The sequence below is a fragment of the Candidatus Leptofilum sp. genome (assembly GCF_965223525.1).
In the GTDB taxonomy this organism is placed as follows: domain Bacteria; phylum Chloroflexota; class Anaerolineae; order Promineifilales; family Promineifilaceae; genus Leptofilum.
The window spans coordinates 2,069,209-2,093,807 of the sequence record NZ_OZ245005.1 but is presented as its reverse complement, the minus strand read 5'-3'; the positions used below and the strand labels follow the sequence as shown (position 1 = coordinate 2,093,807).

Genomic DNA, 24,599 nt, shown 5'->3' with positions numbered 1-24,599 from the left:
TCAATCTTTGTCGTCTAATGTGCCGAATTTTGTTTTGGTATCTACCGTCTTGACGGCTGCTTTTGTGTGCAGCTTGTACCAAACTTGGACTGCTCTTTTACTATTTTTAGAGCCAAGCAATGCTCTCTCGTTTTGAGACAAAACATAGCCAGGTTTTATCTGTTGGAAACGGCCGTTCAGCTTAACATACGTCCCATTTTTACTACCCGCATCATACAGTGCCACCTCACCATTTTGCACCTCCAAGCGGGCGTGTGCCTTGCTAATGCGGCGAAATCCTCTATGAATCCGGACTAACTGCGTTGCCGAACGGCCGATTGAAATATCATCAAATTGATACAGCGGTATCCGAATTAAGGGCCGATCCGGTTCCGCAATGTACAGGCTGCCAATTTGCTCATCCTGCACGCGTGCTAGCTCCGGCCAGGGTTTCGCACCCAAAACATCCGTCACAATCGTGTTGATCGTTGCAGGAGCCAGCCCAAGACGTTTAGACTTCGTCTGAAACGCAAAATCTGGCACACTGTCAATACCGCCAACTTTTAGCCAGCCAGCCGCCTTTTTAAGCGGAGGCAATACTGAATCTGGGTGCAAAAATGGTACAAACAAAAGGAAAACGCTCAAATGCTCCCACCGCCTCCGCCAATCATCTAACTGAAATCCAAGATTGTGAAACGCGCATTTTTCAGCCAAATAACTGGACCAAACTTGGCGTGCATAATTAACCTGCAAAAATGGATTTGGTGATTTACCACCCTGGAGCTCATAATCACCACAAAGCCATGCCCCAGTAAGCGAACCTACCCGGAGGGGTTCATAACAGTTTTTCAACTCAATGATGGATACAAATTTAGGTCCAATGAGTAACGCTTCTAACTGCGTCAAGGTATCACCCTCGGCGGTGATGATTTTTCTGCCGGGATCAATATTAAAAACAAGGGTATATTCGTCTTGGGCTTGCCCAAAGTGGCGCTGCATCAACCGACCCAAGCGTGAGATGGCGGGCCATTCATTAGAATTATCAGGCAGTGGTGTGTGCAAATAATATGAAACAGACACATTTCCTCCTTTGTTTGTTTGGCACAAAGTCAGTATAGCATAATCTCCAAATTATTTGGCAGATATTTTTAGGCGTTGGTTTTTGGGTATTTGTGGTTAGCGGCTGATGAGTGGCAGGTAGGTGGGAATGCCTGCCCAGAAGTCGGTGTTGTATTGGGTGGCGGGGTCGCCAAAGAGGGTGAAGGTGTCGAGCAAATCTTGATGGGCCGGTTTGTCGGTGAGCAAGTTGAGCTTTCCGGCAAGAACGGCCGTTCCCACCCTTACCTCATCTGCCCCAATCACTGCCTGCAAAAAACCTCCGGCTAGGGCATCATGGCCAGTGCCGACGCCCAGCCCGGTGGCTCCCCACACGGCCACGACGCCACCATCTGGCTGGCGCAGCAGCGACTCATCCAGCGTGTCCCAAAACGGTTGGGTAAAGGAACCTGTGAAGCAGGTCATCTGCAACAGCACTGGCAATCGCCCGCCGTTTTGCAAATTCTCTACATCATCCAGATGAAAAAAGCGTTCTGCCCCCCACTGGTGTATGGAGGAGTGCCCGGTGTAAACCATCAACCCCTGGCCATTTTGCCATGCTTGCTGAATTTGGGTCTGTACGGCCGTTTCCGTGTTGGTTGCTGGGTTGTAGCTGATGTTGGTTGGTTGCCAGGGATCGCTCACATAGCTTTGCTGCAAATTGGCTGAGTGAGCAGCAAAGTTGCCAGCGGCATCGGTATTGTCGGCAATGAAGGTGATACGGCCGTTCCAATCCCCAAAAAACGGCTCCGTCTCGTATTCTACAATTTTCGACACGACAGTTTGCGCTTCGGCCAAGCTGTTCACCGGTAAGCGACCGATGATCATATCTGGCAGAAAGTCATCACCATCAACTGTAACAAAACGATTGTCAGCAGCGACTTCGCCAATCCAGGGGTCGGTATCGGCCAGGTAAGGCGGCAGCCAGGTGGCTTGTGAATCGGTGCGGTACTGTTTGGGGTCGCTGGTGCCGTCGCCGACAAGCAGCACATAGGTGGGGGCTGGGCTGCCGCTATGGTAAAGGTCACTCAGGTAGCTGCGGATCGCTTCGGGGGTGATACGGCCGTTGCCGAAGCCATCATACACCGCCTGCACATCTGCCGTTAGCACAGAAAGCCCCTGGCTTTGCCGCAAATTCACCAGCGGCGTGAGCGCAGGTACAAAGCTGGCGTGGCTGATGATAATCATGTCGGCACTGCCCACGGGCAGCGTTTGTGGCAGGCGAATGGCGGCGGGAGTATGCAGGCTGCTGCTGTTGCTGATGAGGTAGTTGTGTCCGGCGGCATCGGGATCGCCCCAGCTAATTTCGCTACCCTGCAAGCTGGTACTGTTCAGCACGGCGGGCGCGGCGGGATCGGTAACATCGTACAGGCGCAGCCCAGCACTGCTGCCTAAATTCACCGTGTAGGCGCGGCGAGCAGATGCGCCCTCTACAAAAAGCTGCTCGTTAGCGGCGATTTGGCTACCGTTATAGCTATAGCGCACGGCAAAGGCATCCAGCCAAAGGCCGTCTATGCTGACGCCAGGCACGGCGGGAATGGAGAGGTTGAGCGTGCTGCTGGCCTGTAGGCTGCTAGCAGGCAGGGAAAGGGTGTTGGTAACGGCCGTTTTGCCATCCCAACTCACACTCCCCACCCCGCTGTCGTTAAAGCTCAGATTGAGGTGGTGGTCTGGGCTGGCATCGAGGCTGGTAAAGCCGATGGCCCACAGGGTTAGCTGGGCAGCCTGGGACTGGTTGACATAAGGTAGCTCGATGTTGTAGCTGGCAGACGGCCGTCCCGGCTGGCGCAAATCTTCCCACACCCAACGGTCGCCATCCCGTCCAGCAGGCAAATATCCACAAAGGCAGTCGGGAGTGTAGAGATTGTTTTGCTCGGCAACGACCGTTAGCCAAAGTGAACCGGTCGTCAAACCGCTGGGAGACGCTGGCTGGCTACCCATTCTGGTGCCGGGGCTGCTGCCGACGGTCAATTTGTACATATCGTTGGTCTGCCAGCGGCTAAACCAGGGGGCGGCGTAAAAGCGGAACGATTCGTCTGGTTCAAATTGGGCGTCGCCGTCGCCAAACCATTCCAGCGGCCGTTCTTGGCCATCATACCAAAGCTGTAAGTTTGCGGGATCAATCTCATTTACAGCAAAGCCTGCTGCTTGAAGATCGCTGTGGGTAATGGCCGTTATTCCCGGTGCGGCCACTTCAATAAAAACGGCGGGATCGGTAGCAGCAACTGTCGCTGGTTGGCTATAGGGTTGTTCAGTGATTAGCTGGTCTGGGTTGATGACCTGGCTGGCAACGGCCGTTTGCAGGGGGTTAAAAGTGGTCTCAGTAGGTCGGCTGGCGTTGGATACGCTGTTGAATTGGATCGTAGCGGTAATGGCCGCCGTCAGGCGAAGCTGGTCGCCATCTGGCTGCACTGGCCGCAGGGTGAGCCGTGCCAGGCGCACCCCACGCATGGTGCCAATTTCGGTCAGTTGAAGAATGGGGAGTGCATCTTGTTGCGGAGGGGCTGGCACCATCGCACCCCCAACCAGTTGCTCAGCGGCATCACGCTGGACGCCCTGTGGCTGGGGATTGATGGTGAGCGAGTGAGACAGTGATTTGTGGTTTACGGCCGTTTCCACAAAGGCCAGTTCTGGTTCCGCATCCGGCGGCAAAGCCACCAAAACCGAACTTTGGGGCAAAACCGGGTAGCCGGGCAACGCTTCCATCTCAAACCCAGGTATCGTTAGGCTAACCGAGCCATCAGGCTGAGGGAGTTCCTCCACTTGGGGGAGGTTCCAGGTCAGGTGCAGCCCATCGGCCAGCAACGTTATTTGTGGCGCGGGGGAAGCGCTTGTTGGGAGGGCTGAATATGTTTGTTCCCCACCCAAAACTAGCCAGCCAACCCCTAAGAGGAGCAAAAGCAGCGGGCGGCTTTGCTGAGTGATTATTGCGGTCATTTTCCGATTTACAACCATTTGGATTTACAAAAGTTAAAGAATTGACACGGAATTCTATACTCTACAGATTCATCCATCGCTTATGGCCAGCCGACTTCAAGGGCGTGGCAAATGCCATTTGCTACCCAGCCATATGGGAGGTCGGGGGCGGGATTGACAATGACCATGTTTACCGGATCACCGCCACCAGGAGGATGATAAAGCACCTGCACATGCACAGCTTCAAAAGAGATAGAGATGTTCCGCAGCCAGCCACTATCTTGCCAACCTGCTTGGGCTGTCCAACTGACCAGGGAGCGGCCGCTTACTTCTACCACTTCGTACATTCCGGCTAAGGCTACATCGCCGCTGACCTCAAAATTGATCCGCAGACAGGCCTGATTCGCATCGGGAACTGGCGTAGGGATAGTTGGAGGTGCAGTTCCAGTAGGTACGGCCGTGGGCATGGCTGTTGGGGTAGAGGTAACGGCCACTGGCGCATCTGGCTGTTGGGGCAGCATATGGGCTTTGCTAGCCAGTGCAGCCTGACGCGGCAGCATCAAAACAAACAGTATAGCCACTAAAACAAATAAGGGGGCAATTTTATTCATCAGTCTCCTTCATAAAGCCAATTCCGAAAATTAGGTAGGGATAAAAAGCGGTCTTTTTCGGAACTGGCTAGAGGCATTTTCGGGTTGCATTCCTTACTGTTTGTCCGAAAATGCCTAGTGCAAATTGTAGCTGGTGGTTAGTAGCTTATACCAATAATCAGCAACTAACCACCATCATCTGCTTAATTACCGCCAATAACCAGCGGCAAATATAGGTTGAAAAATGGCGTGACGGCAACGGAGATTGGGCCGTGTACGGCCGTATCGCCATCCGTCTCTACATCTACGAGCCAATAGTAGTAGGTGCCGTTATCAGGCACATCATCTACGTAGCTGTAGTTGGCACCGGGGCCGGTTCCACCAGGAACGGCCGTTGGTTCAAAATGAACTTCGGTGGCACTACCAAAGCTGTTGCTGCTGCTCCGGTAGATGCGGAAGCCGAAGTTGTCTACTTCAGATTCGGTCGTCCAGCTAATGCGTACCTGTTGGTTACCTAGGTTGGTGGCGGTGAAGGAGGTGAGGGTAACGGCTGTTGGCGTACCTACAAAGCCCATATCTACCGTCAGATTGGTATTGTCATTGTCGTCGGTGTCGGCATTGTTGTCCGGTTCCAGGTCGTAATCTAACTGCACCGATTCACTGGCAATGCCTGTAAGCCACGGTTCTTCCTGGTCTACACCATTGTCGTCGAAGTCTGAATTATTGTCTGGATCTACTGCACCTGGACTGCTCCAATACCCTTCTAATGCCCCGCCGATCTGGAAGTTTTCTGCGCTAACCAGCACCCGGTATTCGCCGGGGTACAGGTTGGTGAATTGGTAAAAGCCGCTGCTGTTGGTAGTGGTGTTGATGGGCTGATTGGTCACCGGATGCAGCACCGGATCGCCATTGCCGTCCAGCAGGTAAACGACCACGCCGCTCACGCCCGGTTCGCCGCTGTCAATTTGGCTGTTTTCGTTATTGTCTAGCCAGATAAAGTTACCCAGCGTCAGCAGTTCGAAGAAGCCAAAGTCTACGGTGAGGTTGCTGTCTGCATTGGCATAACTGCCATCCTCATCCTGACCCTCGTTGGTGGGTTCGTCACCGACGGCAAGCGTGACGGGATAGCTCACAATGCCGCCGTTGGCTGGGTCTGGATTGTTACGACCATTATCGTCCACATCGCTGTCGTTTCCGTCCGGATCAGCTGCCGGATCGGTTGGCAACTCGTTTAGGCTGCTGACAAAACCGTAAAGCGGGTCTGTCCAGTCATCAAAGTTCTCTTCGGCTACCCGCACGATGTAGGTACCAGGCGGAATGCTGTCGAAGACGTAACGCCCGGTGGCGTCGGTGGTAGTGGTGATGGGCAAGCCAGTAACGGGCGAGACAACAGGATTGCCCGTGCCGTCTAGCAGCTCCATCTGTATATTCGGAATGCCTTGTTCACTGCCATCCAGCACGCCGTTGTTGTTTGTGTCGAACCAGACGCGATTGCCCAGTCGCACGGTTTGGTAAAGCCCCGCGTCCCAGGTTGGGTCGTTTTCGCCAGCGGTTAGGGTGGTTACGGCCGTCTGTCCGGTCGCCGGATTTGCGTCTGAATCGTTCAAATCAGAAGCGCTGTTATCGGCGTAAGTGAAGGCATAGCCTGATGGCAGCACAAACTCCAGGTAGTAATCGCCAGGTATCAGGTTGGTGAAGGCATAAATGCCGGAGGCGTTGGTGGTGTCGCTGGTTGCGAAGGCACCTGTGCCGTCATACAGATTCACGGTCACGTTTTGCAGACCCGGTTCGCCACCATCTTGAATGCCGTTGCTGTTGCTATCGTGCCAAACCAAATCACCGATTGAGGCAGGTAGGTAAAAGCCGTCAATGTCGGTTGGTGTATTTGTGCCCGCAACGGCCGTTACTATGGTAGGATCCGTACCTTCTGTCTGTGTGGAGCCAGTTGGGTAGTCTGGATCAGTTTCATCAATGTCGGCTGTGGTGCTGCCGGGCGGTACAGTGGCAGTCCAATCGCCGTTGGCATCGGTAGTTACCGTTTGGGTGATCCCGTTACTATTTGTGATCACCACATCCACATTGGTCAGATTTGGCTCACCCGCATCTTGGATGCCGTTGCCATTGCTGTCGAGGTACAGGTGCCCAGAGACAGTGCCGGGTAAATAGTAACCATCATTGCCTGCGGACGTATCGGTACCCGCAACGGCCGTTACCGTTGTGGGATCAGTGCCTTCGGTTTGGGTGTAGCCTGTTGGATACTGTGGATCGGTTTCATCAACATCGGCCGTCGTTGATCCGGGCGGCACGATGGCCATCCAATCACCATTGGCGTCAGTTGTCACCGTTTGAGTAATGCCACCGCTATCGGTGATAATAATGTCTACATTGGTCAGATCTGGCTCACCAGCATCCTGGATACCGTTGCCATTGCTGTCAAGGTATAGGTGTCCAGAGACCGTGCCAGGCAAATAGTAGCCATCAATGCCAGCAGGGGTGTCCGATCCGGCAACGGCCGTTACCGTCGTTGGATCTGTGCCTTCAGTTTGAGTATAGCCTGTTGGATAATCTGGGTCGGTTTCATCGACATCAGCCGTAATGGTGCCAGGCGGTACCGTAGCCGTCCAGTTTCCATCTGCATTTGTCGTGACTGTCTGCGTGATTCCATTACTATCTGTAATGAGCAGGTCTACGTTAGCCAAGTTGGGTTCACCAGCATCTTGTGTACCATTGCCGTTGGTATCGATATAGAGATGACCAAAGACGGTTCCTGCCTGATAATAACCATCATTACCTGCGGATGTGTCTGTGCCTGCAACGGCAGTTACCGTAGTCGGGTCGGTTCCCTCCGTTTGGGTATAACCTGTTGGGTAATCGGTATCGCTTTCGTCCACGTCAGCGGTGGTACTGCCAGGCGGCACCGTAGCCGTCCAATCCCCGTTGGCGTCAGTGGTTACCGTTTGGGTGATGCCGTTGCTGTCCGTAATTTCAAGGTCTACATTAGCCAGGTCTGGCTCACCAACATCCTGCGTACCATTGCCGTTGGTGTCTATGTAAAGATGTCCTGACACAGTGCCAGACTGATAGTACCCATCATTACCTGCATCTGTATCGCTACCGGCAACGGCCGTTACCGTTGTTGGGTCGGTGCCTTCTGTTTGCGTGTACCCGGCTGGGTACTCTGCATCTGTCTCGTCTACATCTGCTGTTGTTGACCCTGGTGGCACGGTTGCTGTCCAATCACCATTGGCGTCAGTTGTCACCGTTTGGGTAATGCCACCGCTATCGGTAATAATGATGTCTACATTGGCCAGGTCTGGCTCACCAACGTCCTGGATACCGTTGCCGTTTGTGTCAAGGTACAAATGACCACTGACGGTGCCTGTCGGCGGTGTATATCCATCATTACCTGCGGATGTGTCTGTGCCAGCAACGGCCGTTACCGTTGTCGGGTCAGTTCCTTCTGTTTGGGTGTACCCGGTTGGGTACTCTGCATCTGTTTCATCTACATCTGCTGTCGTAGACCCTGGTGGTACGGTCGCTGTCCAATCACCATTGGCATCGGTGGTCACGGTTTGGGTGATGCCGTTGCTGTCGGTGATGACCACGTCTACATTTTGTAGATCGGGTTCTCCAGCATCTTGCGTGCCGTTGCCGTTAGTGTCGATGTAAAGATGACCGCTGACAGTACCGGGTAGGTAATAGCCGTCGTTTCCTGCGGATGTGTCTGTGCCAGCAACGGCCGTTACCGTCGTTGGGTCTGTCCCTTCGGTTTGCGTGTACCCGGTTGGGTATTCTGGATCGGTCTCATCCACATCGGCCGTGGTGCTGCCGGGTGGTACCGTCGCTGTCCAGTCACCATTGGCATCGGTCGTCACCGTTTGGGTGATGCCGTTGCTGTCCGTAATTTCAAGGTCTACATTAGCCAGGTCTGGCTCGCCTGCATCTTGTGTGCCATTACCATTTGTGTCGATGTAAAGATGGCCAGACACGGTGCCAGACTGATAATAGCCGTCGTTGCCCGCCGAGGTATCGGTTCCGGCAACGGCCGTTACCGTTGTCGGATCCGTTCCCTCTGTTTGAGTGTAGCCAGTCGGGTAGTCGGGATCTGTTTCATCTACATCTGCTGTCGTGGACCCTGGTGGCACGGTCGCACTCCAGTCACCATTCGCATCGGTGGTCACGGTTTGGGTCACACCAAGTGAATTAGTAATAGTTAGGTCTACGTCAGCCAAATCTGGTTCGCCTACATCTTGCGTACCGTTGCCGTTGCTGTCGAGGTACAAATGACCGCTGACGGTGCCAGCTTGGTAGTATCCATCATTGCCTGCGGATGTGTCTGTGCCAGCAACGGCCGTTACCGTCGTTGGGTCTGTCCCTTCGGTTTGCGTGTACCCGGTTGGGTATTCTGGATCGGTCTCGTCCACGTCAGCGATGGTGCTGCCGGGTGGCACGATGGCCATCCAATCACCATTGGCGTCGGTAGTTACGGTTTGGGTCACACCTGTGCTGCTGGTGACAATGACATCCACATCGGCCAGGTCTGGCTCACCTGCATCTTGTGTGCCATTACCATTTGTGTCGATGTAAAGATGGCCAGATACGATAGCTGCCTGGTAATAACCGTCGTTGCCTGCATCCGTGTCGCTACCAGCAACGGCCGTTACCGTCGTTGGGTCGGTGCCTTCTGTTTGGGCGTACCCGGTTGGGTAATCCGGGTCGGTTTCATCTACATCGGCCGTGGTTGACCCTGGCGGCACGGTGGCCGTCCAGTCACCATTGGCATCGGTGGTCACCGTTTGCGTGATGCCGTTGCTGTCGGTAATTTCCAGATCGACATTTGCCAAATCGGGCTCACCTGCATCTTGGGTTCCGTTGCCATTTGTGTCGATGTATAGATGACCGGAAACTGTACCTTGTGGTTGGTAACCATCATCTCCGGCATCGCCCGTTCCTCCACCTGGTACGTTGAGAGTTGTTGGGTCTGTACCGGCTGTTTGAACATATCCGGCAGGAAGTGTTGTTTCGTCCACATCAGCGGTTGTGCTTCCTTCGGGAACGGTGGCTATCCAGTTACCGTCAATGTCTGTTGTAACGGTTTGGGTGTGACCCAAACTATCGGTGATACTAACGTCCACATTTGCTAAGTTAGGTTCACCTGCATCTTGAACACCATTGCCGTTTGTATCTTCAAAAATATGTCCGATGATGTCGCCGGGTGGGGTAAAGCCAAAGTCTGCGGTTAGGTTAATATTGCCGCCTGTAATAGTAACGGCCGTTTCTCCATCCAACGTTCCATCCAAATCATAAGAAAGGGTATATCCGGCAGGTATATCAGCGAGATTGACAGTGACGGTATAGGTGTCATCGGTCAAACCGGCAAATAAATAATATCCATCAGCATCTGTTGTTGTCGTGATGGCAACGCCGAGGCTGTTGGTGATGGTTACGGTTACATTTGCAAGACCCGTTTCGTTTTGGTCATAAATGCCATCATCATTCAGATCAACCCAAACAGCATCACCGATCACGCCAGCTACGGGGAAGCCAAAATCTGCGCCCATAAACGTTTGTCCCGGAGACAAAGTTTGCCCGGTTTGAGCATCACAAACAGTACAAGGAATCGATTCGTCTGGGTCGCCAGTTGGCACTGTGTCTACATTGGCAGGCAAAGTTGTTGTAATAACAGTTACAACATAATTGTCGGCAGGCAAGCTGGTGAAAAGGTAAAGACCATTCGCATCAGTGGTTGCTGTATCTACCAAAATATCGCTCGTTGAAAAGAGACCATCATTGTCTACATCCTGATAGAGATTAACATCGACACCAGCAATGCCAGATTCAATCGTATTCTCATAGTTGCCATTGCGGTTGTCGTCACGCCAGATGAGGTCACCAATAATGCTACCAACAGAAAATCCAAAATCAGCCTCTTCATAGCTCTCTCCAGATGATAAAGTTACGCTAAGGGGGTCATTACTTGTACTTAAAACATAGGGGTTACCATATCCATCTGTTGGCAAATCAGTGTCGGTTGTATCGACATCAACGATATAGTCACCAGCCGGTAGATTGTCAAATAGATAGCTACCATCTACGGCCGTTAAGGCTGTAGCAATAACGGCATCTTCAGGGTCAATCAGGCCATCACCGTTCTGGTCTTCGTATAAAGTAACTAAAATATTTTCGATGCCTGATTCGCCTGCGTCGTAAATGCCGTCGCGGTCATTATCTTGCCAGACCAAATCTCCGATGGAGACTGTGCCTACGGGCTGGTAGCCAAAGTCAAGCGTGAAGTTATCGGTCGTTCCGTCTAAAGTAACGACCGTTTGGCTGTCTGCGGTGGCATCAGGGTCTTCTGTTTGTTGGAAGCCACCCGCAGCATAGGGCAAATTATCTTCATCCACGACAACGATATAGTCGCCAGCAGGTAAGTTTGTGAATTCATAAAATCCTGTTGCCGTGGTCGTCGCCGTACCAATAACGGCATCTGTCACTGTATCAATCAGGCCATCCCCATTGGCATCTTCATACAGGGTAACTGTGACCCCAGCAAAGCCTTCTTCGCCTGGCGAATCTTGCGTACCATCTCCATTCCAATCGGCGTAAATGGTGTCGCCAATATCTGATAACCCGGTTTCTGTATAAGCAAAATCATGAGAACCACTGATCATGCCACCTGTTAAGTTGAGTGGTGTTGTAGTCATATTGTCTATCGTGGCATCAGGGTCAACGGTTTGTGACCAAGACCCAGCAGGTGGGGTAACAACGACAGAGTAAGTTCCATTTGGTACATCGGTGAAAAGATAGTTACCATTGGCATCAGTTGTTGTTGTTAGACAATCTACAGAAGGTGTACATATACCATCTTGTAGTTCAACGGTAATGGCTGTCAGGCCGTTTTCGCCAGCGTCTTGCATGCTGTCCCCATTATTGTCTTGCCATACATTACCAAATACGGTGTTGAGCGTTTGCTGATAGCCAAAATCCATACCCAAATCATCATCGTTGGTGGAGGCGCCATCATTATTATTCAAGGTTGTATCACCCTCATCATCACATGCGTTTGGTCCATTGCTGGGGCATATTGATCCAGGCGTTTCTGGGTCACCTGTTTGGGTAAAGGATGTGCCGGGCAGTGTGGATGGATCAACGACAATGGTATAATCGTCGTCAAGCAAGCCTTCAAATAGATAGTTCCCGGAGGCGTCGGTTACGGCCGTTGCAACCAAATCACCAGAACCATCATAAAGTTCTACGGCAACATTAGGAATGCCCGGTTCGCTCGCATCCTGAACCCCATCGCCATCCATATCATTCCAGACAATATCACCAATCGTGCCGGTGGGGTTAATCGTGGCAACGGCATCATCCTGGGCATCATTGGCAGGTTCACCAGTGACAAAGGTAGCACCTGTTACAGAAGCGGTATTCGTAATCGTTGCTGAATCATTTTCACCATCAGCATCATTATCTGGTGGTTCCAAACCACGGAAAGTAACCTCAACTGATGTTGTTTGCCCCGCATAGATTGGGCCTGCATTAGACCAAGTGATTGTGCCTGTATTGGCATACGGGCTGCTGCCGCCTGTTGTCACGCTAGAAGCTGATGGTGTTGACGAAACAAACTCCATGCGGTCGGCATCGTAGGTGTCTGTTAGGGGAACAGGGTTTAAGGTGGCATTACCATAGTCACATGTTTGATCGGTTGTAATTACGTAGGCGACACCATCCAGGGCAATGTCGCCAGAACTCCCTGCACCGCCTCCCGGGTCTGCTTCAAGCTGTAATTCGGCCGTATTGTTGCTAAAATCTGACCATGCCCAAGCTGTGGGATGATCAGTTGTAACATCAATATTCAATATATAGTATGTGCCAGCAGGACTTGTAAAATAAGCAGCACCTGAATAGGAATGTTCTACTTGTTCAACATCAGCAATATATGTGCGGACATGGAGTTGATCAGTCCCTTTGAATTCACTGTTTTCTCGTAAATATAGGACAGCTTCTACAGATGTGATATTTCCAGTTTGCGGCGCCATGTTGAATCCGCTTAAACCGAGTACATCTGCATTGTCATTCATGTTGGTTGTTGTAAAAAGGCCATCTACAAGGCCTAACGCATTAGAAGTATTAGCCCATTGAGCATTAGAAGGACCACCACCCACTGGGACAATGCCAGTTGTTGGGTGATCAATTGTTGACCAGACCGTGTATTGACAAGAAGCAGTTCCACCAGTGCCGTTACCTGGTCGTAAGTTTGTTAAATTGATGCGATAAGTTAGCAACTCTCCTTCGTTTGCCTGTCCTGATAATAATGATTTGCTCAGGGCAAGGGATGGGCCAAAACCAAAGTCGGCCGTGTAATCATTGTTGCTGGCTAATGTAACCCCGAAGAGAGTATTGGTTGTGGCACTGTAGCCAGTGGGGATTTGTGGTGTCGTAGTGTCGACTTCTACCAGAAAATCACCGTTTGGTAATTCATCGAAGAGGTAGCTACCGTCAACGGCCGTTGCCGCACTCTCCACAAACAAATCTCCGGCATCCAGCAGGCCATCCCCATTCACATCAATATAAAGATTGACCGTCACGCCGCCAATTCCAGCCTCGCTGCCATTTTGCAGCCCACTGCCATCATCATCTTGCCAAACGAGATCGCCTATTTCATTGCTGCCCAAAATCATCGTAATAGCATCATCTTCAGCAAAGGGCAGCGCATCACCAAAGCCAACCTCACCTGTATTTTCCACATAAGTTGAGGAGGCGGATGGAGGATTATAAGCGGCATCAACCTGCACAGAAAAGGCAGCACTGCCCGATTCCCCCGCAGGAAGAGCATCATTGAGCCACCATTGAATATCAGTTACATTGGAGGCAGGAATAGGCTCAGTTGCCGACCAGGTTGCACCATTATCTGTCGAATAAAGAATGGTTGCCCCATTGCCCGTATGGCTAAACGTGGCCTCAGCGCTTCCACTGACATAGGTGGTACTCACCGGAATGCTGTCGCGCAAAACAAGAGGCATACTGACCAAAGGCAAACCAGCAGCGCCTGCCCCAGAATTGGCAAAGTCCAACGTATAGGTAATTGTGTTATTACCACTATCAGTGGGGTCTACAGCTACCGGGTTGGCATTTTTCGAGATAGAAACTTCTGGTTCTGAACTAGCAACCGGGGGAATGCCAGCACCATAATCACCGTTAAATTTTTCATTGTCTGCACCAGAGGCTACTTCCTGGTAAGGTGTCAAACCAGTGCTACAAGGGCCATTCAAGGCCATGAAAGTGTAATAGACATTGCCAACGACGCCTGTATTATCTTGTGGCAAGTCGGTGAAGTAAAGTTGATCTGAAAATGGGATCACCAAGTCTGGATTGCCACCGCTGCGACTAACGGTGATAAATCCACTGGTGCGGATAAGGCGGAAACAGCTAGGATCGTAAGATGGATCTCCTACAGGTTGTAACCAGGCATTGTAATCGAAGTTGCCATCGCCATCATTATCAAACCCTTTATTGATGTTGCCTAGTTCGTATAAAACACCGTTGGAGGTAATGACATCTCCGGGACGGATAACAGATGTATTGGTATTGAACCACGAACCGCCGTTTGGCTGAATTTTATTGGCCATGGCGGAGATTTCGTTACGCATGGTTACCCGTTTCGTGGCCGAGGCCATCGGATCTTCATTTGATGTCATCCAAATATCGTAATCCAGCCATAAATCGTCATTGGGGTCATTGGTAGCCCCCCAAACGGCAACACCATCAGGGTCGTAGGGAAACTGGGGATTGCCAGCAACATCATTGCTAATTTGAGGGTAGGTATGATGCCAATATTGCACCTTACATTCTCCTGGCTGCAAGGTGCCGATATAGCGGGAGGCATCGTTTAGACCAGCCGCGCCGCCAACGTGAGTTAATGCGTAGTCGCCTGTATTGGCTAAATGGGGATGCTCGGCAATAAAGCCAGCGTCGGCACTATCGCGTACAGGGTACAGTCCGGGTGTCCCTGCCGTTGCATCACCAATATACCCTTGTACATCGGTTAGGGCGGTAGTTCCTGTATTACAAAACTCTCCTGCCACAGTAGCCACAGAAGGGGCATAAGTGGATGGAGATTCTACATTGGAGTCAACAACATAGTTATAAGCACCCAAAATTTCTACAGCAAAGGGGGGAGCTGCAAGTACATTATTGGGCTGCATAAAAGCAAATAACCCAAGAAAGGCAATAAATACGGCCGTTATAGTGAACAATACTATGCCAACTCGTTTGAAAACGCTTTGGTTATTAAAATTAAATGATACTTTTTGCGAATCCATAATAATTTTCCCTACTTCAAATTTTTGTGATGAATGTACTTAGCTGACATCGTTTTTGCGCTTGAAAATCCATCTTACAAAATCCTGCACCACATTGGGGTATTGAAGCGAAAAATGGCTTTGGCGCGAACGTCCATAATATGGGGCTATTTTGCGAATGGGGTAAATTTGCTCCAAAATAATGCAAGAAAAAACGACATCACGATAACTTCCTTGTGTGCCAATAACTGTGTAGGTTTGTAATGTAAGGCTTGGAAAACTTCCTGCAGGGGATTATGTGGTCCCTTTGTGAAAATTAGATGAATGATCTGTCAAGAATTATGACAGGCATGGAGTAACGGGACTGTTCTCCTATTTTTGGAATCTTGTGGGGATTGTGATTTTTTGGAGGGGAAGAAAAGGCGGGTTGGTAAAAGGCAACCAACCCGCCCAAGACTGTTATTTGGTAGACATCTGCTCAACTCCGTAGCAAATGTATGTGCCTTTAATTTGCAAACGGTTCGGCATAAGCAGCCTTCTAATTACTTAATTGTGGGTTAAGGCATCCATGCCCGGTGTGAAAACTGCATCGTAAAGCGCGTCGGTTTGGCTGCTTTCGCTAATCAAGATTACGATAAGTAAGCCATCATCATCTGCAAAGAAACCTGCGTTGATGGGGAAACCCTGGAAGTCAGCGACGTAAAGTGTCCAGGTACGGCCGTTTGCATCCACATATTCGCCATTTTCTGCAAAACCGTCCTCCAGGCCAAGCTGACTCGCCAGCAGGTCGAGGAAAAAGCCCGCATCAAATCCGGGGGGGCCAGCTTGCTGAATGATGACCGTTTGATCCAGTGCCGATTCGCCACGCGCGTAGGTGCCCGGAACTATCTCATCCCAGCCTACAGGCTTCTCGCCAGAGATGGCAAAATCGGCGTTTGTGTACATTTCTAGCTCAACCTCGATGACGGCAGCAGGCACAACAAATGCCGGGCCAGCCATTTCTGCCAGGCAAGCTGCATCTGGCTCGGTGGTGGGGTCTGCAATGAAATCTTGGGTAATTGCCAACGGACAGTCGCCAGAAACGGTGACACCGTGCCCAATGCCAGGAAATTCAAAGTAATAGAAGTCGGTAAGCCCTTGAGCCACGTCTTGCCCCCAAACAGGTGGCGTGATTGGATCGTACTCGCCAGCTAGGACAAGCGTTGGCAGATCGCTGTTGACCAACATATTTTCGATGGGGTCTGCCTGGCCAGACTGCCACAAATCACAAACGGCAAAACCGAATTGCCCCGTCACTGAGCTGGCTTCAAACAGCTCATTGAGATAGGGGTAGGCGGTCGTTGGGACAGTGTCGCCAGGCGTGCTGAAGCTGATCTCTTCGTTGCACTGCACTGAAAGCTGCATCCCCTGGCTTACAAACTCTTGTTGATAAAGCAGATTGGTAACGAGGGGGTTAAGGTCGCTGGTACGGCCGTCGCGCACATCGTAAATGAGCTTCGGCATGATGGGAAACAGTTCAACACTGTACAGGGCGTTAAAGAGTAGGCTCACCATGAAGTCACCATTGAGAAGCGCATCATAATTTTGCCCATCCGTCAGGTTAAAAACGTTCAGCAGCAGTGGATTTTCGTTCATATCTGCCACCAGTTGGGCAAAGACCTCATCCAGGTTTGGGTAAGCGTCGTTGCAAGCGGGATCAGCAGCACAGCCCTCAAAAAATACATTGAAGGCACGCTCGGCGTTAACGGCCGTTTCCAACTGTAAATTGGCAGCAAGCGGATAAGCAGAGTCCAAAATGACGCTGCGAATCCCCTCTGGATGGTCACGCATGATGGTTTGCGCCAGCCGCGTGCCATAAGAGATTCCGTATAAGTTCCACTCTTCATAGCCCAAAGCAATGCGTAAGTCAGCCACGTCGGCGGCATTCTCGGCACTGTTGTATGCCGTCAGGTCAACGCCTTCATCTACCAAACGCTCGCGGCATTCAGTTAACGCCTCTAAACTCAGCAACTGCCCTTCTTCAGTGCTCAAATCGTCGCTCAATGTGTCCAGCGTCAGATCAATTGATTCGGGGCAAGCCAACGACGGCTCTGAATAGCCCGTGCCGCGTTGGTCAAACATGATGAAGTCGTTGTTGGCCAGGAAGGGGGCAAAGCGATCCTCAAAGGCGAGTGGCACTGTCTCCAGTGCATCGCCGCCGGGGCCACCATCTAAATAAATGATGGGGTCTGGGGCGGGGCTGTCGCTTTCGCTAGAGAAGATGGCGACGTGCAAACGGACGGTACGGCCGTTTTCCACATTATCACGGTTCTCTGGCACAGTCAGGAAGCCACATTCCACGTCCCGGTTGCCGGGAATGACAAAGCGACAATTTGCAGATTCAAAGATTGGGACATAGGCAGGCTCCGGGGTAGCGGTTGGTTCCGGTGTAGCCGTCGGTTCTGGGGTGTTTGTCGGGGGAACTGGTGTGGCGGTGGGTTTATCTGTGGCCGTCGGTTCCGCCGTTGGATCGGGCTGTTCTTCATCAGTAGCGTCGGCAACGGCCGTTGGCTCTGGTGTTGGCGTAGGCTCTTCAGTATTGCAGCCAGCCAAAATCAGGATGACAGCAACGGCCAACCCTAGCCGGTACATAATTGGTAATGGTTTCATGCAACATACTCCTTCAAAAAAATAGTGCGTATTGCGTATTTCGTAGAGCCGATGAAATACGCAATACGCTTTATGATTTTATTTATGAAATCTTTTACTTTTTAATAGCAACAGAATTTTAGCTACCGTGCAAATGATTTGCCAATATACTGTAGCAATTTTGCTACCTTCTCTCACAAGCGGTTGACATTTTACATTCCTTAATTATAATTTAGACATATCTAAATTATTTGGAGCAAACGGATGGACAATTTGCAACTCAACCGACTCCTTAAAGACGGCACTGCCATTAACCTGGGCTTAACGGCCGTTATCTTTGGCACCCTATACATCAACCCTGAAATTTGGGTGCATGACGCCCCGCCAGACATTCGTGAAAAATTTGGGCCAAAAAGCGAAAGGGCAAAACGACAAACCCTCTGGGCCGCCATTCCCTTCTTTCTCATCCTGTTTGGTGGCGTTATCCGGTCTAACCAACTGCTCAAACGGCAAAATGAGGGCAAATTGGACTTTAAAGTAGCGTTTCTGAACGCTTACGGCCTTTTTCTTTACTTTTGGCTGTTTGACTTAATTATCCTGGATTGGTTGATTTTTGTAACGCTAAAACCAAAATTCATTATCTGGCCCGGCACAGAAGGAATGGCAGGATACGATGATTATGGATTTCATCTGAAAACGGCATTGCCTGCTTTGCCGATGGCGATTCTACCCAGCCTGATTATTGCCGCCCTGACTGCGAATAAGTCATGAAAATTATCTTTCTCAATGTCCCGGGCCACGGCCATGTCAACCCCACCCTGCCAGTAACGGCCGAATTAATCCGCCGGGGTCATGACATCATTTATTACAGCACGGCCGATTTTGGTACAAAAATTGCCCAAACCGGGGCTGAATTTCGGCCGTATCCCGAGCCACAGCCCAGCACAGAGGATTTAAACCAGCGTGCCAGCAATTTGGTAAACGTAACGCTCTGGCTGTTGGAACAAAGCGAGCGGCTGCTGCCCTGGCTGCTAAAAGAACTAAAACAAGAACAGCCCGATCTGGTCGTCTTCGATTCAATTTGCCTGTGGGGAATGCAGGCAGCATCGCTGCTCAAGCTGCCAGCCGTATCGTCCATTTCTACCTTTGTGCAAGAAGGGGTGCGCGGCATGATGACGTTTTGGGATGGGGTAGCGATCGTGCGGCAGGCGCTGCCCAAACTGCCTGGCCTTATCCGGCAACGTCGCCGATTGGTGCGCCAATTTGGCCCAGATGTTTTCCCCTACTCCCACATTTTTCCTTGCATCAGCGGCACCAACATTGTGTACACCTCGCGTGAATTTCAGCCAGAGACAGGTTTTATTGATGACACCTTTCACTTTGTTGGCCCGTCGCTCAATACAGAAACCCGCGAAACGGCCGCTTTCCCCTGGCACTTGCTGGCAACAGACGGCCGTCCCCTCATTTACCTTTCCTTAGGAACCGTTTACCACAAAAAGGAAGCCTTTTACCAGACGGCATTTCAACAATTTGCCACCTACCCGGCCCAATTTATCCTCTCCGCTGGGCGCACCACCGAAATTGACACGCTTGGTCCCATTCCCGACAACTTCATTGTGCAGAACTTTGTGCCGCAGCTAGAGCTCCTACCTCGTGTGAGTGCCTTTATTACCCATGGCGGCATGAACAGCGTCAACGAGGGTCTCTACTTTGGCGTGCCGCTCATTGTGGTGCCGCAGCAAATGGAGCAAACGCTGAACGGCCGTCAGGCAGCCCGTCACGGAGCGGCCATCGTGCTGGGAGACCATCCACCCTACGGCCGTACCACCCCAACCGAACTGCAAACCGCGCTAGAAACGGTGCTAACCAACGACAGCTACCGCCAAAACGCCAAACGAATTGGCAACTCCTTCAAGAAATCAGGTGGTTACCTGGCCGCTGCGGATTTGATAACGGCTGCGCTCTAGCTCCCGCCCCACAGATATGATCTTCACCCCGGAACCGCATGACAGAGATCATTCGACAGACAAAATTGAGACATTTACGATACATCGGTACAATATGCAAACTAGGGAGAAATCGTTCATGTCTGATGATTCGCAAGTAAACAGATTACTTTTTGCTGAATTTACCCCACCTACCGCCGAAGAATGGATTGCCGCCACGGTTGCCTCGCTAAAAGGTAAGCCAATCGAAAAGTTAACCCATCACAGTTACGAAGGCATTCCCATTGACCCCTTGCTGAATGCCACTGCGCCGCGCCAAACGGCCGTACCCAACCAGCCACCTTATCGGCGCGGTATAGAGTCTGGCAAGCCGTGGCTCATTGCCCAAAGGCTGGCAGAGGGTCAACCGCACCAGCTAAATGAACAGCTACGGCACGATTTGGCACATGGGCAAACGGCCGTTTTCTGGGTACCAGAAGCTCATTTCACCGCCGACGATCTCCGCACCATCTTCGCCGACGTTGATTTAGCCCAAACGCCGCTCTTTTTGCTTGGGCAGCACGGTCTGCCCGTGTTGGCACAATTGGCTGCAGCACAAGGCGAAAATTTAGCCAACTTGCGCGGCAGCTTGCTGCACGATCCGATTGCCTGGCTAGCAGCAGAAGGCAGCCAACCGCTCGACGCTTTGTATAACCAAACGGCCGTCCTCACCCAATGGGCCAACACACATGCCCCCAAGCTGCACACCCTGGCCGTCATGCCGGCCATCTACCGCGACTGTGGCGCCAACGCAGTGCAAGAAACTGGGCTGCTGCTGGCAACGGCCGTTCACCACATCCGGCAGCTTCAGCAGCGCGGCCTGGCAATTGATGAGATTGCGAGGCGGATAACGGCCGTATTCAGCATTGGCAGCGACTTTTTCATGGAAATTGCCAAACTGCGCGCCGCCCGCACCGTCTGGGCACAGATGGTGGCGGCTTTCGGCGGTGACGAAGCTGCCGAAAAATTGAATATCCACGCCCAAACCAGCTTTAGCAGCAAGAGCAAGCTAGATCCTCATGTGAACATGCTGCGTGCCACCACTGAAGCGTTCGCCGCAGCGCTGGGCGGCGCAAACAGCATCCAAATCGCCCCGTTCGACGCCTCGCAACGCCAACCCAATAACTTCTCGCGGCGCATTGCCCGTAATGTGCAAATCATTTTGCAAGAAGAGGTCAATCTGTCCCGACTGGTTGATCCGGCAGGTGGCGCGCACCTGGTAGAATACCTGACGGACGAACTGGCCCAGCGCGGCTGGACTTATTTTCAGGAAATTGAAGCGGCGGGCGGCGTGGTGGCTGCTCTGAGGGCTGGAATGATTCAGGAGCAAATTGGGGCAACGGCCGTTGCCCGGCAAAAAGATTTAGCCAAACGTAAAGCCGTCATGGTGGGCACCAACATGTACCCTAACGTGGGTGAAAAACCGCTGCCACAGCCAGAACAGGAACCGATCATGCTCAGCCGACAACCAGAACGGAATCCCGAACCTGCGCTGGCCGTATTAACCGCCGCCACTCCTACTGAGCAGATGGATCAGGCCATCGCCGCCGCCGAAGCAGGTGCGACGCTAGAGCAGTTGAGCGATGCACTTTTCGATGGGAAAGAAAAAGTAGTGGTGGATGGGTTACGGCCGTTCCATCCAGATGCACCTTTCGTTCAGCTTCGCCGAAAAGCAGAGGCGTATGCCCAAAAGCATGGTCATCCGCCCCAAATCTTTTTGGCCAACATGGGGTCGTTGCGCCAGCACAAAGCCCGGGCCGACTTTACGCGGGGCTTTTTTGAAGTGGGTGGCTTTGAGCTGCTAAACCCTAGCGGGTTTGAATCACCCGCGGCTGCAGCCGAAGCCGCGCTTGCGTCCGGAGCCAATGCCGTCGTCATCTGCTCCACCGATAACACCTACCCGGAGATTGTGCCGACGCTGGCGCAAGCCATCAAAGCGCAACAGCCAGACGCCGCCCTGATTTTGGCAGGCTACCCCAAAGCCCAAATTGAAGCTCACAAAGCCGCTGGCATTGATGCTTTCATCTACTTGGGTGCAGATTGCCTGGCACTGAACCAATGGCTGCAAAAGGAAATGAGCCTATGATTGAAGCCAGAGTTACCCTCACAAAAGAAATCGTCCTGCAAGGATTTCTGCTACATGCCAAATATCGGCAGCGATTCATCAAAATCTTGCCTTATCTAGGTGGCCTGCTTGTCATTTTCGCAATCGTCAACATTTCTCAGGTAGGATCACTCATAAACGTCATGCCGCTTTTGCTACCTGGGCTTTTTATGATGGCAGTCCCCAGCATCCTGCAACAACTTGCCAAGAGAAACGCCAGCAGAGTACCAATCTTGGGCAGCGAGATGGTTTGGCAGCTCAACAAACAGGGTTTAACAGGGCAAACACCAGCCAGAGAGTTTTCGCAAGCCTGGATGAATATGGAAGATGCACTCATTAGCGACGCAGGTATTTTACTTTACACGCACAGAGTTGTGTCACATTGGTTGCCCAGGAATGCTTTTGCCACAGATGCAGATTTTGAGCAAGCAAAACAGTTTATCCAAAATGGCGTCAGGCATCATCAAACCGTGTAGCACAATGCACTTACCCAAAGATTTTCAGTTGTAATAAATTAGTGGTTTTGGCTCTCGCTGGAAGTGTCGTGTGCCAACTTCCAGCCGTTCCCCCGCATCCTGGCGATGACGGAGACTACTAGAGGTTGATCACACGGGCATCACGGCGAAAGCCGTAACTCTCAGATTGATCAATCGTGAGAAACGTGCGGGGTGGTGCGGCCGTTTGCCTACAGACAATCACCAGCCCACCCTGCAACGTTTGACCCTGAATACCCAAAGGGTGCCAGTTTATGCTTTTCTGCATTGATTCGTTCATAACGAACCTCCTATAAATTGATAAGCCTTTTCATTTTTTCTTTTAGCGATGGTGCAGGACTTTTGTGAATCTGCACTAAACGAGTTGTTTGCGAAACTGTATGCAACGCCATTTATTGGGCATTACATACTCATATTAACGAAATTTTCTGACAAAATGTGTCGTGCAAGCTGCAATTCTAGGTGAAGATTTCGTAAAGAACATGACAAGGCATAGCCAGGATAACCAATCGTCTTTCTATTTTTATGTTTACCTATTGACAGGTATATGCGAACTATGCTACGTTTCCCGCGTAGTGCATTGTCATCATCGTGAAGCCCCATTCACACGAAACCGACAACAAAACCTCAAAATCACAAATAATACATTTAAGGATAGTTGATGATTCAAGCAATCATTTTTGATGTAGGCGGTGTTTTGCTGCGTACAGAAGACCACACTCCTCGGCAGCAATGGGAAGCACGTCTGGGGCTGGAACGAGGTGGCGCTGAGGCATTGGTTTTCAACAGTGAGATGGGGCAAAAAGCGCAGCGGGGTGACATTACAGAGCCAGCACTGTGGCGCTGGATTGGTTCCCATTTGAACTTATCGTCGGAGGAAACGGCCGCTTTCCGCCACGGCTTCTGGGCTGGGGATGAACTAGACTGGGAGCTGGTTGCCCTCATTCAGCAACTCAAAAAGCAGTACCAAACCGCCATCATCAGCAACTACGCCAGCAACCTTCGCCCCGAACTCACCGAGCAGTTCAAAATTGCTGCCCTCTTTGACGAAATCATCATCTCTTGCGAAGAAAAGGTGATGAAGCCCGACCCGGAAATCTTCCACCGTGCATTGACTCGCCTGAGGCGCAGCCCAGAAGAGGCACTGTTTATTGATGACTTTTTGCACAACGTAGTGGCAGCCCAAAACGTCGGTCTAGCTGCCATTCATTTCCAACCGAGCCTTGATTTGCCCCACACCTTGCAGCAGTTAGGCGTTTCGTCAGGTTAACCATTAACATAAACAATACGATATTTCCAGGAGAAAAATTAATGGCAAGCAGGCAGCTTTTTCAGAATGATCCCCGCTGGGAAAACAAAATTATGGGCAACGGCCGTACCGAAACCATCGGCAAATTTGGCTGTTTGGTCACCAGTTTGGCCATAATCGGCAACCATTTTGGCGGCAACGAGACGGTTGCCTCCTTTAATGACAAGATGAAGCAAAACAACGGCTTCCAGGGGCCGTGGGTGCGTGCGTTTCGCATCAATGCCGCCTTCCCTAACGTGAATTACCAAAAACGAATCGAATGCCACAATCAGGATGCGCCGCTAGACGAGATTGACGCTGCCCTGGCCGGCGGCTCGCTGGCAGCCGTGCGGGTTGATTACTCGCCAGCCACAGGCATCCAGAGCCATTGGGTGGTTTTGCACAAAAAATCTGGCTCCGATTACCAGATGTGGGATCCGTACAACAGCCCAGACAAACCGCCGACATTGGTGGGTCGCTTTGGCTTTGCGGGCAAGGCTGCTCAAATCATCCAGGAGATCATTTTCTTCGGCACAGGTACGCTGCAAGCGCCCAAAACCAGCGCAACGAGTAAACCCGCGCCAACAACCACGACGACAACGCCTCCTCTGACAAGCTCAACACCGTTGAGCAGCTCAGGGCAAGCAGTTTCTAACCCTGCCGCCTCCGATGAAAGCGAAACCCTCGTCATCTCCCCTACCGTCAACGGGCTTACGCTGCGTGACAAGCCCCGCATTTCTGGTTCCAAGGTGCTGAAATATTTGCCGCAAAGCAGCAAACTGGTTGTGCTAGACGATGTGGCCAAAGCAAAAAGTAAAATTGGCAAGCGCAACAACTGGTTCCGAGTACGCGAAATTGAAGGGAAAGAGGGATATGTGGCGGCGTGGTATATAACGGCCGTCTCCGACCCCGCCCTGGGTAGCCACCGCACTCGCCACGCCAATGCCCCCTCCAGCCCTAGTAAGCTGGTTGTCAAAACCAGTGCCTCCAGCGTGTCGCTACGCACGGAACCGCGCGTGGCTAGCAACACCCTTATTGCCTACCTGCCCTTCGGCACAGAGCTGCTTGTCATTGAAGGTGACAATGCCGCCAGCAAAATTGGGCAAAGAAACCAATGGCTCAACGTGCAAACCGTTACGGGTCGCAAAGGGTACATCGCCGCCTGGTTTGTCACCAAAGCGTAAGTGAAAAATGCAATTTCTCTCTGAAATCGCACTCT

At 51.6% G+C, this 24,599-nt stretch carries 12 protein-coding genes; 6 read left to right on the top strand and 6 right to left on the bottom strand.

From position 1 onward, the window contains the following. The 5 genes from ACOQPM_RS26005 to ACOQPM_RS25985 all read right to left on the bottom strand — a co-directional run bounded on the left by ACOQPM_RS26005 (nucleotide 1) and on the right by ACOQPM_RS25985 (nucleotide 17,530). Nucleotides 1-1,059, bottom strand: a complete 1,059-nt coding sequence (locus ACOQPM_RS26005) for an FHA domain-containing protein (protein ID WP_420631308.1) — start codon at nucleotides 1,057-1,059, stop codon at nucleotides 1-3. Between the two features lie 96 nt (nucleotides 1,060-1,155). Then, a complete protein-coding gene (locus ACOQPM_RS26000; RefSeq protein ID WP_420631307.1) occupies nucleotides 1,156-4,011 on the bottom strand; it encodes a C25 family cysteine peptidase in 2,856 nt (951 codons plus the stop codon). Nucleotides 4,012-4,091: 80 nt separating this feature from the next. Further along, nucleotides 4,092-4,601: a hypothetical protein gene (locus ACOQPM_RS25995; RefSeq protein WP_420631306.1), complete on the bottom strand. Its 510-nt coding sequence runs from the start codon at nucleotides 4,599-4,601 to the stop codon at nucleotides 4,092-4,094. 182 nt (nucleotides 4,602-4,783) lie between these two features. Next, the gene (locus ACOQPM_RS25990; RefSeq protein ID WP_420631305.1) at nucleotides 4,784-14,902 is read right to left on the bottom strand and encodes an SdrD B-like domain-containing protein; all 10,119 of its coding nucleotides are present in this window, start codon (nucleotides 14,900-14,902) and stop codon (nucleotides 4,784-4,786) included. Between the two features lie 525 nt (nucleotides 14,903-15,427). Continuing rightward, the gene (locus tag ACOQPM_RS25985) at nucleotides 15,428-17,530 is read right to left on the bottom strand and encodes an alpha/beta fold hydrolase (protein ID WP_420631304.1); all 2,103 of its coding nucleotides are present in this window, start codon (nucleotides 17,528-17,530) and stop codon (nucleotides 15,428-15,430) included. 243 nt (nucleotides 17,531-17,773) lie between these two features. Between ACOQPM_RS25985 and ACOQPM_RS25980 the strand changes: the two genes are divergently transcribed. From ACOQPM_RS25980 to ACOQPM_RS25965, 4 genes are all read left to right on the top strand, one after another. Continuing rightward, nucleotides 17,774-18,280, top strand: coding sequence for a nitroreductase (locus tag ACOQPM_RS25980; RefSeq protein ID WP_420631303.1), 507 nt, complete (start codon nucleotides 17,774-17,776; stop codon nucleotides 18,278-18,280). Then, complete coding sequence (locus ACOQPM_RS25975; RefSeq protein ID WP_420631302.1) at nucleotides 18,277-19,476, top strand: macrolide family glycosyltransferase; 1,200 nt, start codon at nucleotides 18,277-18,279, stop codon at nucleotides 19,474-19,476. Before ACOQPM_RS25980 ends, ACOQPM_RS25975 begins: the two co-directional genes overlap by 4 nt. A gap of 118 nt (nucleotides 19,477-19,594) precedes the next feature. Then, nucleotides 19,595-21,580 carry a methylmalonyl-CoA mutase family protein gene (locus ACOQPM_RS25970; protein ID WP_420631301.1) on the top strand — a complete coding sequence of 662 codons (1,986 nt, stop codon included), beginning with the start codon at nucleotides 19,595-19,597 and terminating at the stop codon, nucleotides 21,578-21,580. After that, a complete protein-coding gene (locus ACOQPM_RS25965; protein WP_420631300.1) occupies nucleotides 21,577-22,074 on the top strand; it encodes a hypothetical protein in 498 nt (165 codons plus the stop codon). The genes ACOQPM_RS25970 and ACOQPM_RS25965 overlap by 4 nt, the downstream gene beginning before the upstream one ends. A gap of 118 nt (nucleotides 22,075-22,192) precedes the next feature. On the opposite strand, the gene ACOQPM_RS25960 is transcribed toward ACOQPM_RS25965, so the two are convergent. Then, complete coding sequence (locus tag ACOQPM_RS25960; protein ID WP_420631299.1) at nucleotides 22,193-22,372, bottom strand: hypothetical protein; 180 nt, start codon at nucleotides 22,370-22,372, stop codon at nucleotides 22,193-22,195. A gap of 381 nt (nucleotides 22,373-22,753) precedes the next feature. On the opposite strand from ACOQPM_RS25960, the gene ACOQPM_RS25955 reads away from it, so the two are divergent. Continuing rightward, nucleotides 22,754-23,362, top strand: coding sequence for an HAD family hydrolase (locus tag ACOQPM_RS25955; RefSeq protein WP_420631298.1), 609 nt, complete (start codon nucleotides 22,754-22,756; stop codon nucleotides 23,360-23,362). Nucleotides 23,363-23,403: 41 nt separating this feature from the next. Continuing rightward, entirely contained in the window at nucleotides 23,404-24,564 is a 1,161-nt protein-coding gene (locus ACOQPM_RS25950) for an SH3 domain-containing protein (RefSeq protein ID WP_420631297.1), read from the top strand. The last annotated feature ends 35 nt before the right edge of the window (nucleotides 24,565-24,599 follow it).

Bases quoted from the DNA above. Each gene is read 5' to 3' on its own strand.
- ACOQPM_RS26000 (WP_420631307.1), bottom strand. From the start codon at position 4,011: ATGACCGCAATAATCACTCAGCAAAGCCGCCCGCTGCTTTTGCTCCTC.
- ACOQPM_RS25995 (WP_420631306.1), bottom strand. From the start codon at position 4,601: ATGAATAAAATTGCCCCCTTATTTGTTTTAGTGGCTATACTGTTTGTT.
- ACOQPM_RS25990 (WP_420631305.1), bottom strand. From the start codon at position 14,902: ATGGATTCGCAAAAAGTATCATTTAATTTTAATAACCAAAGCGTTTTC.
- ACOQPM_RS25985 (WP_420631304.1), bottom strand. From the start codon at position 17,530: ATGAAACCATTACCAATTATGTACCGGCTAGGGTTGGCCGTTGCTGTC.
- ACOQPM_RS25980 (WP_420631303.1), top strand. From the start codon at position 17,774: ATGGACAATTTGCAACTCAACCGACTCCTTAAAGACGGCACTGCCATT.
- ACOQPM_RS25975 (WP_420631302.1), top strand. From the start codon at position 18,277: ATGAAAATTATCTTTCTCAATGTCCCGGGCCACGGCCATGTCAACCCC.
- ACOQPM_RS25970 (WP_420631301.1), top strand. From the start codon at position 19,595: ATGTCTGATGATTCGCAAGTAAACAGATTACTTTTTGCTGAATTTACC.
- ACOQPM_RS25965 (WP_420631300.1), top strand. From the start codon at position 21,577: ATGATTGAAGCCAGAGTTACCCTCACAAAAGAAATCGTCCTGCAAGGA.
- ACOQPM_RS25960 (WP_420631299.1), bottom strand. From the start codon at position 22,372: ATGAACGAATCAATGCAGAAAAGCATAAACTGGCACCCTTTGGGTATT.
- ACOQPM_RS25955 (WP_420631298.1), top strand. From the start codon at position 22,754: ATGATTCAAGCAATCATTTTTGATGTAGGCGGTGTTTTGCTGCGTACA.
- ACOQPM_RS25950 (WP_420631297.1), top strand. From the start codon at position 23,404: ATGGCAAGCAGGCAGCTTTTTCAGAATGATCCCCGCTGGGAAAACAAA.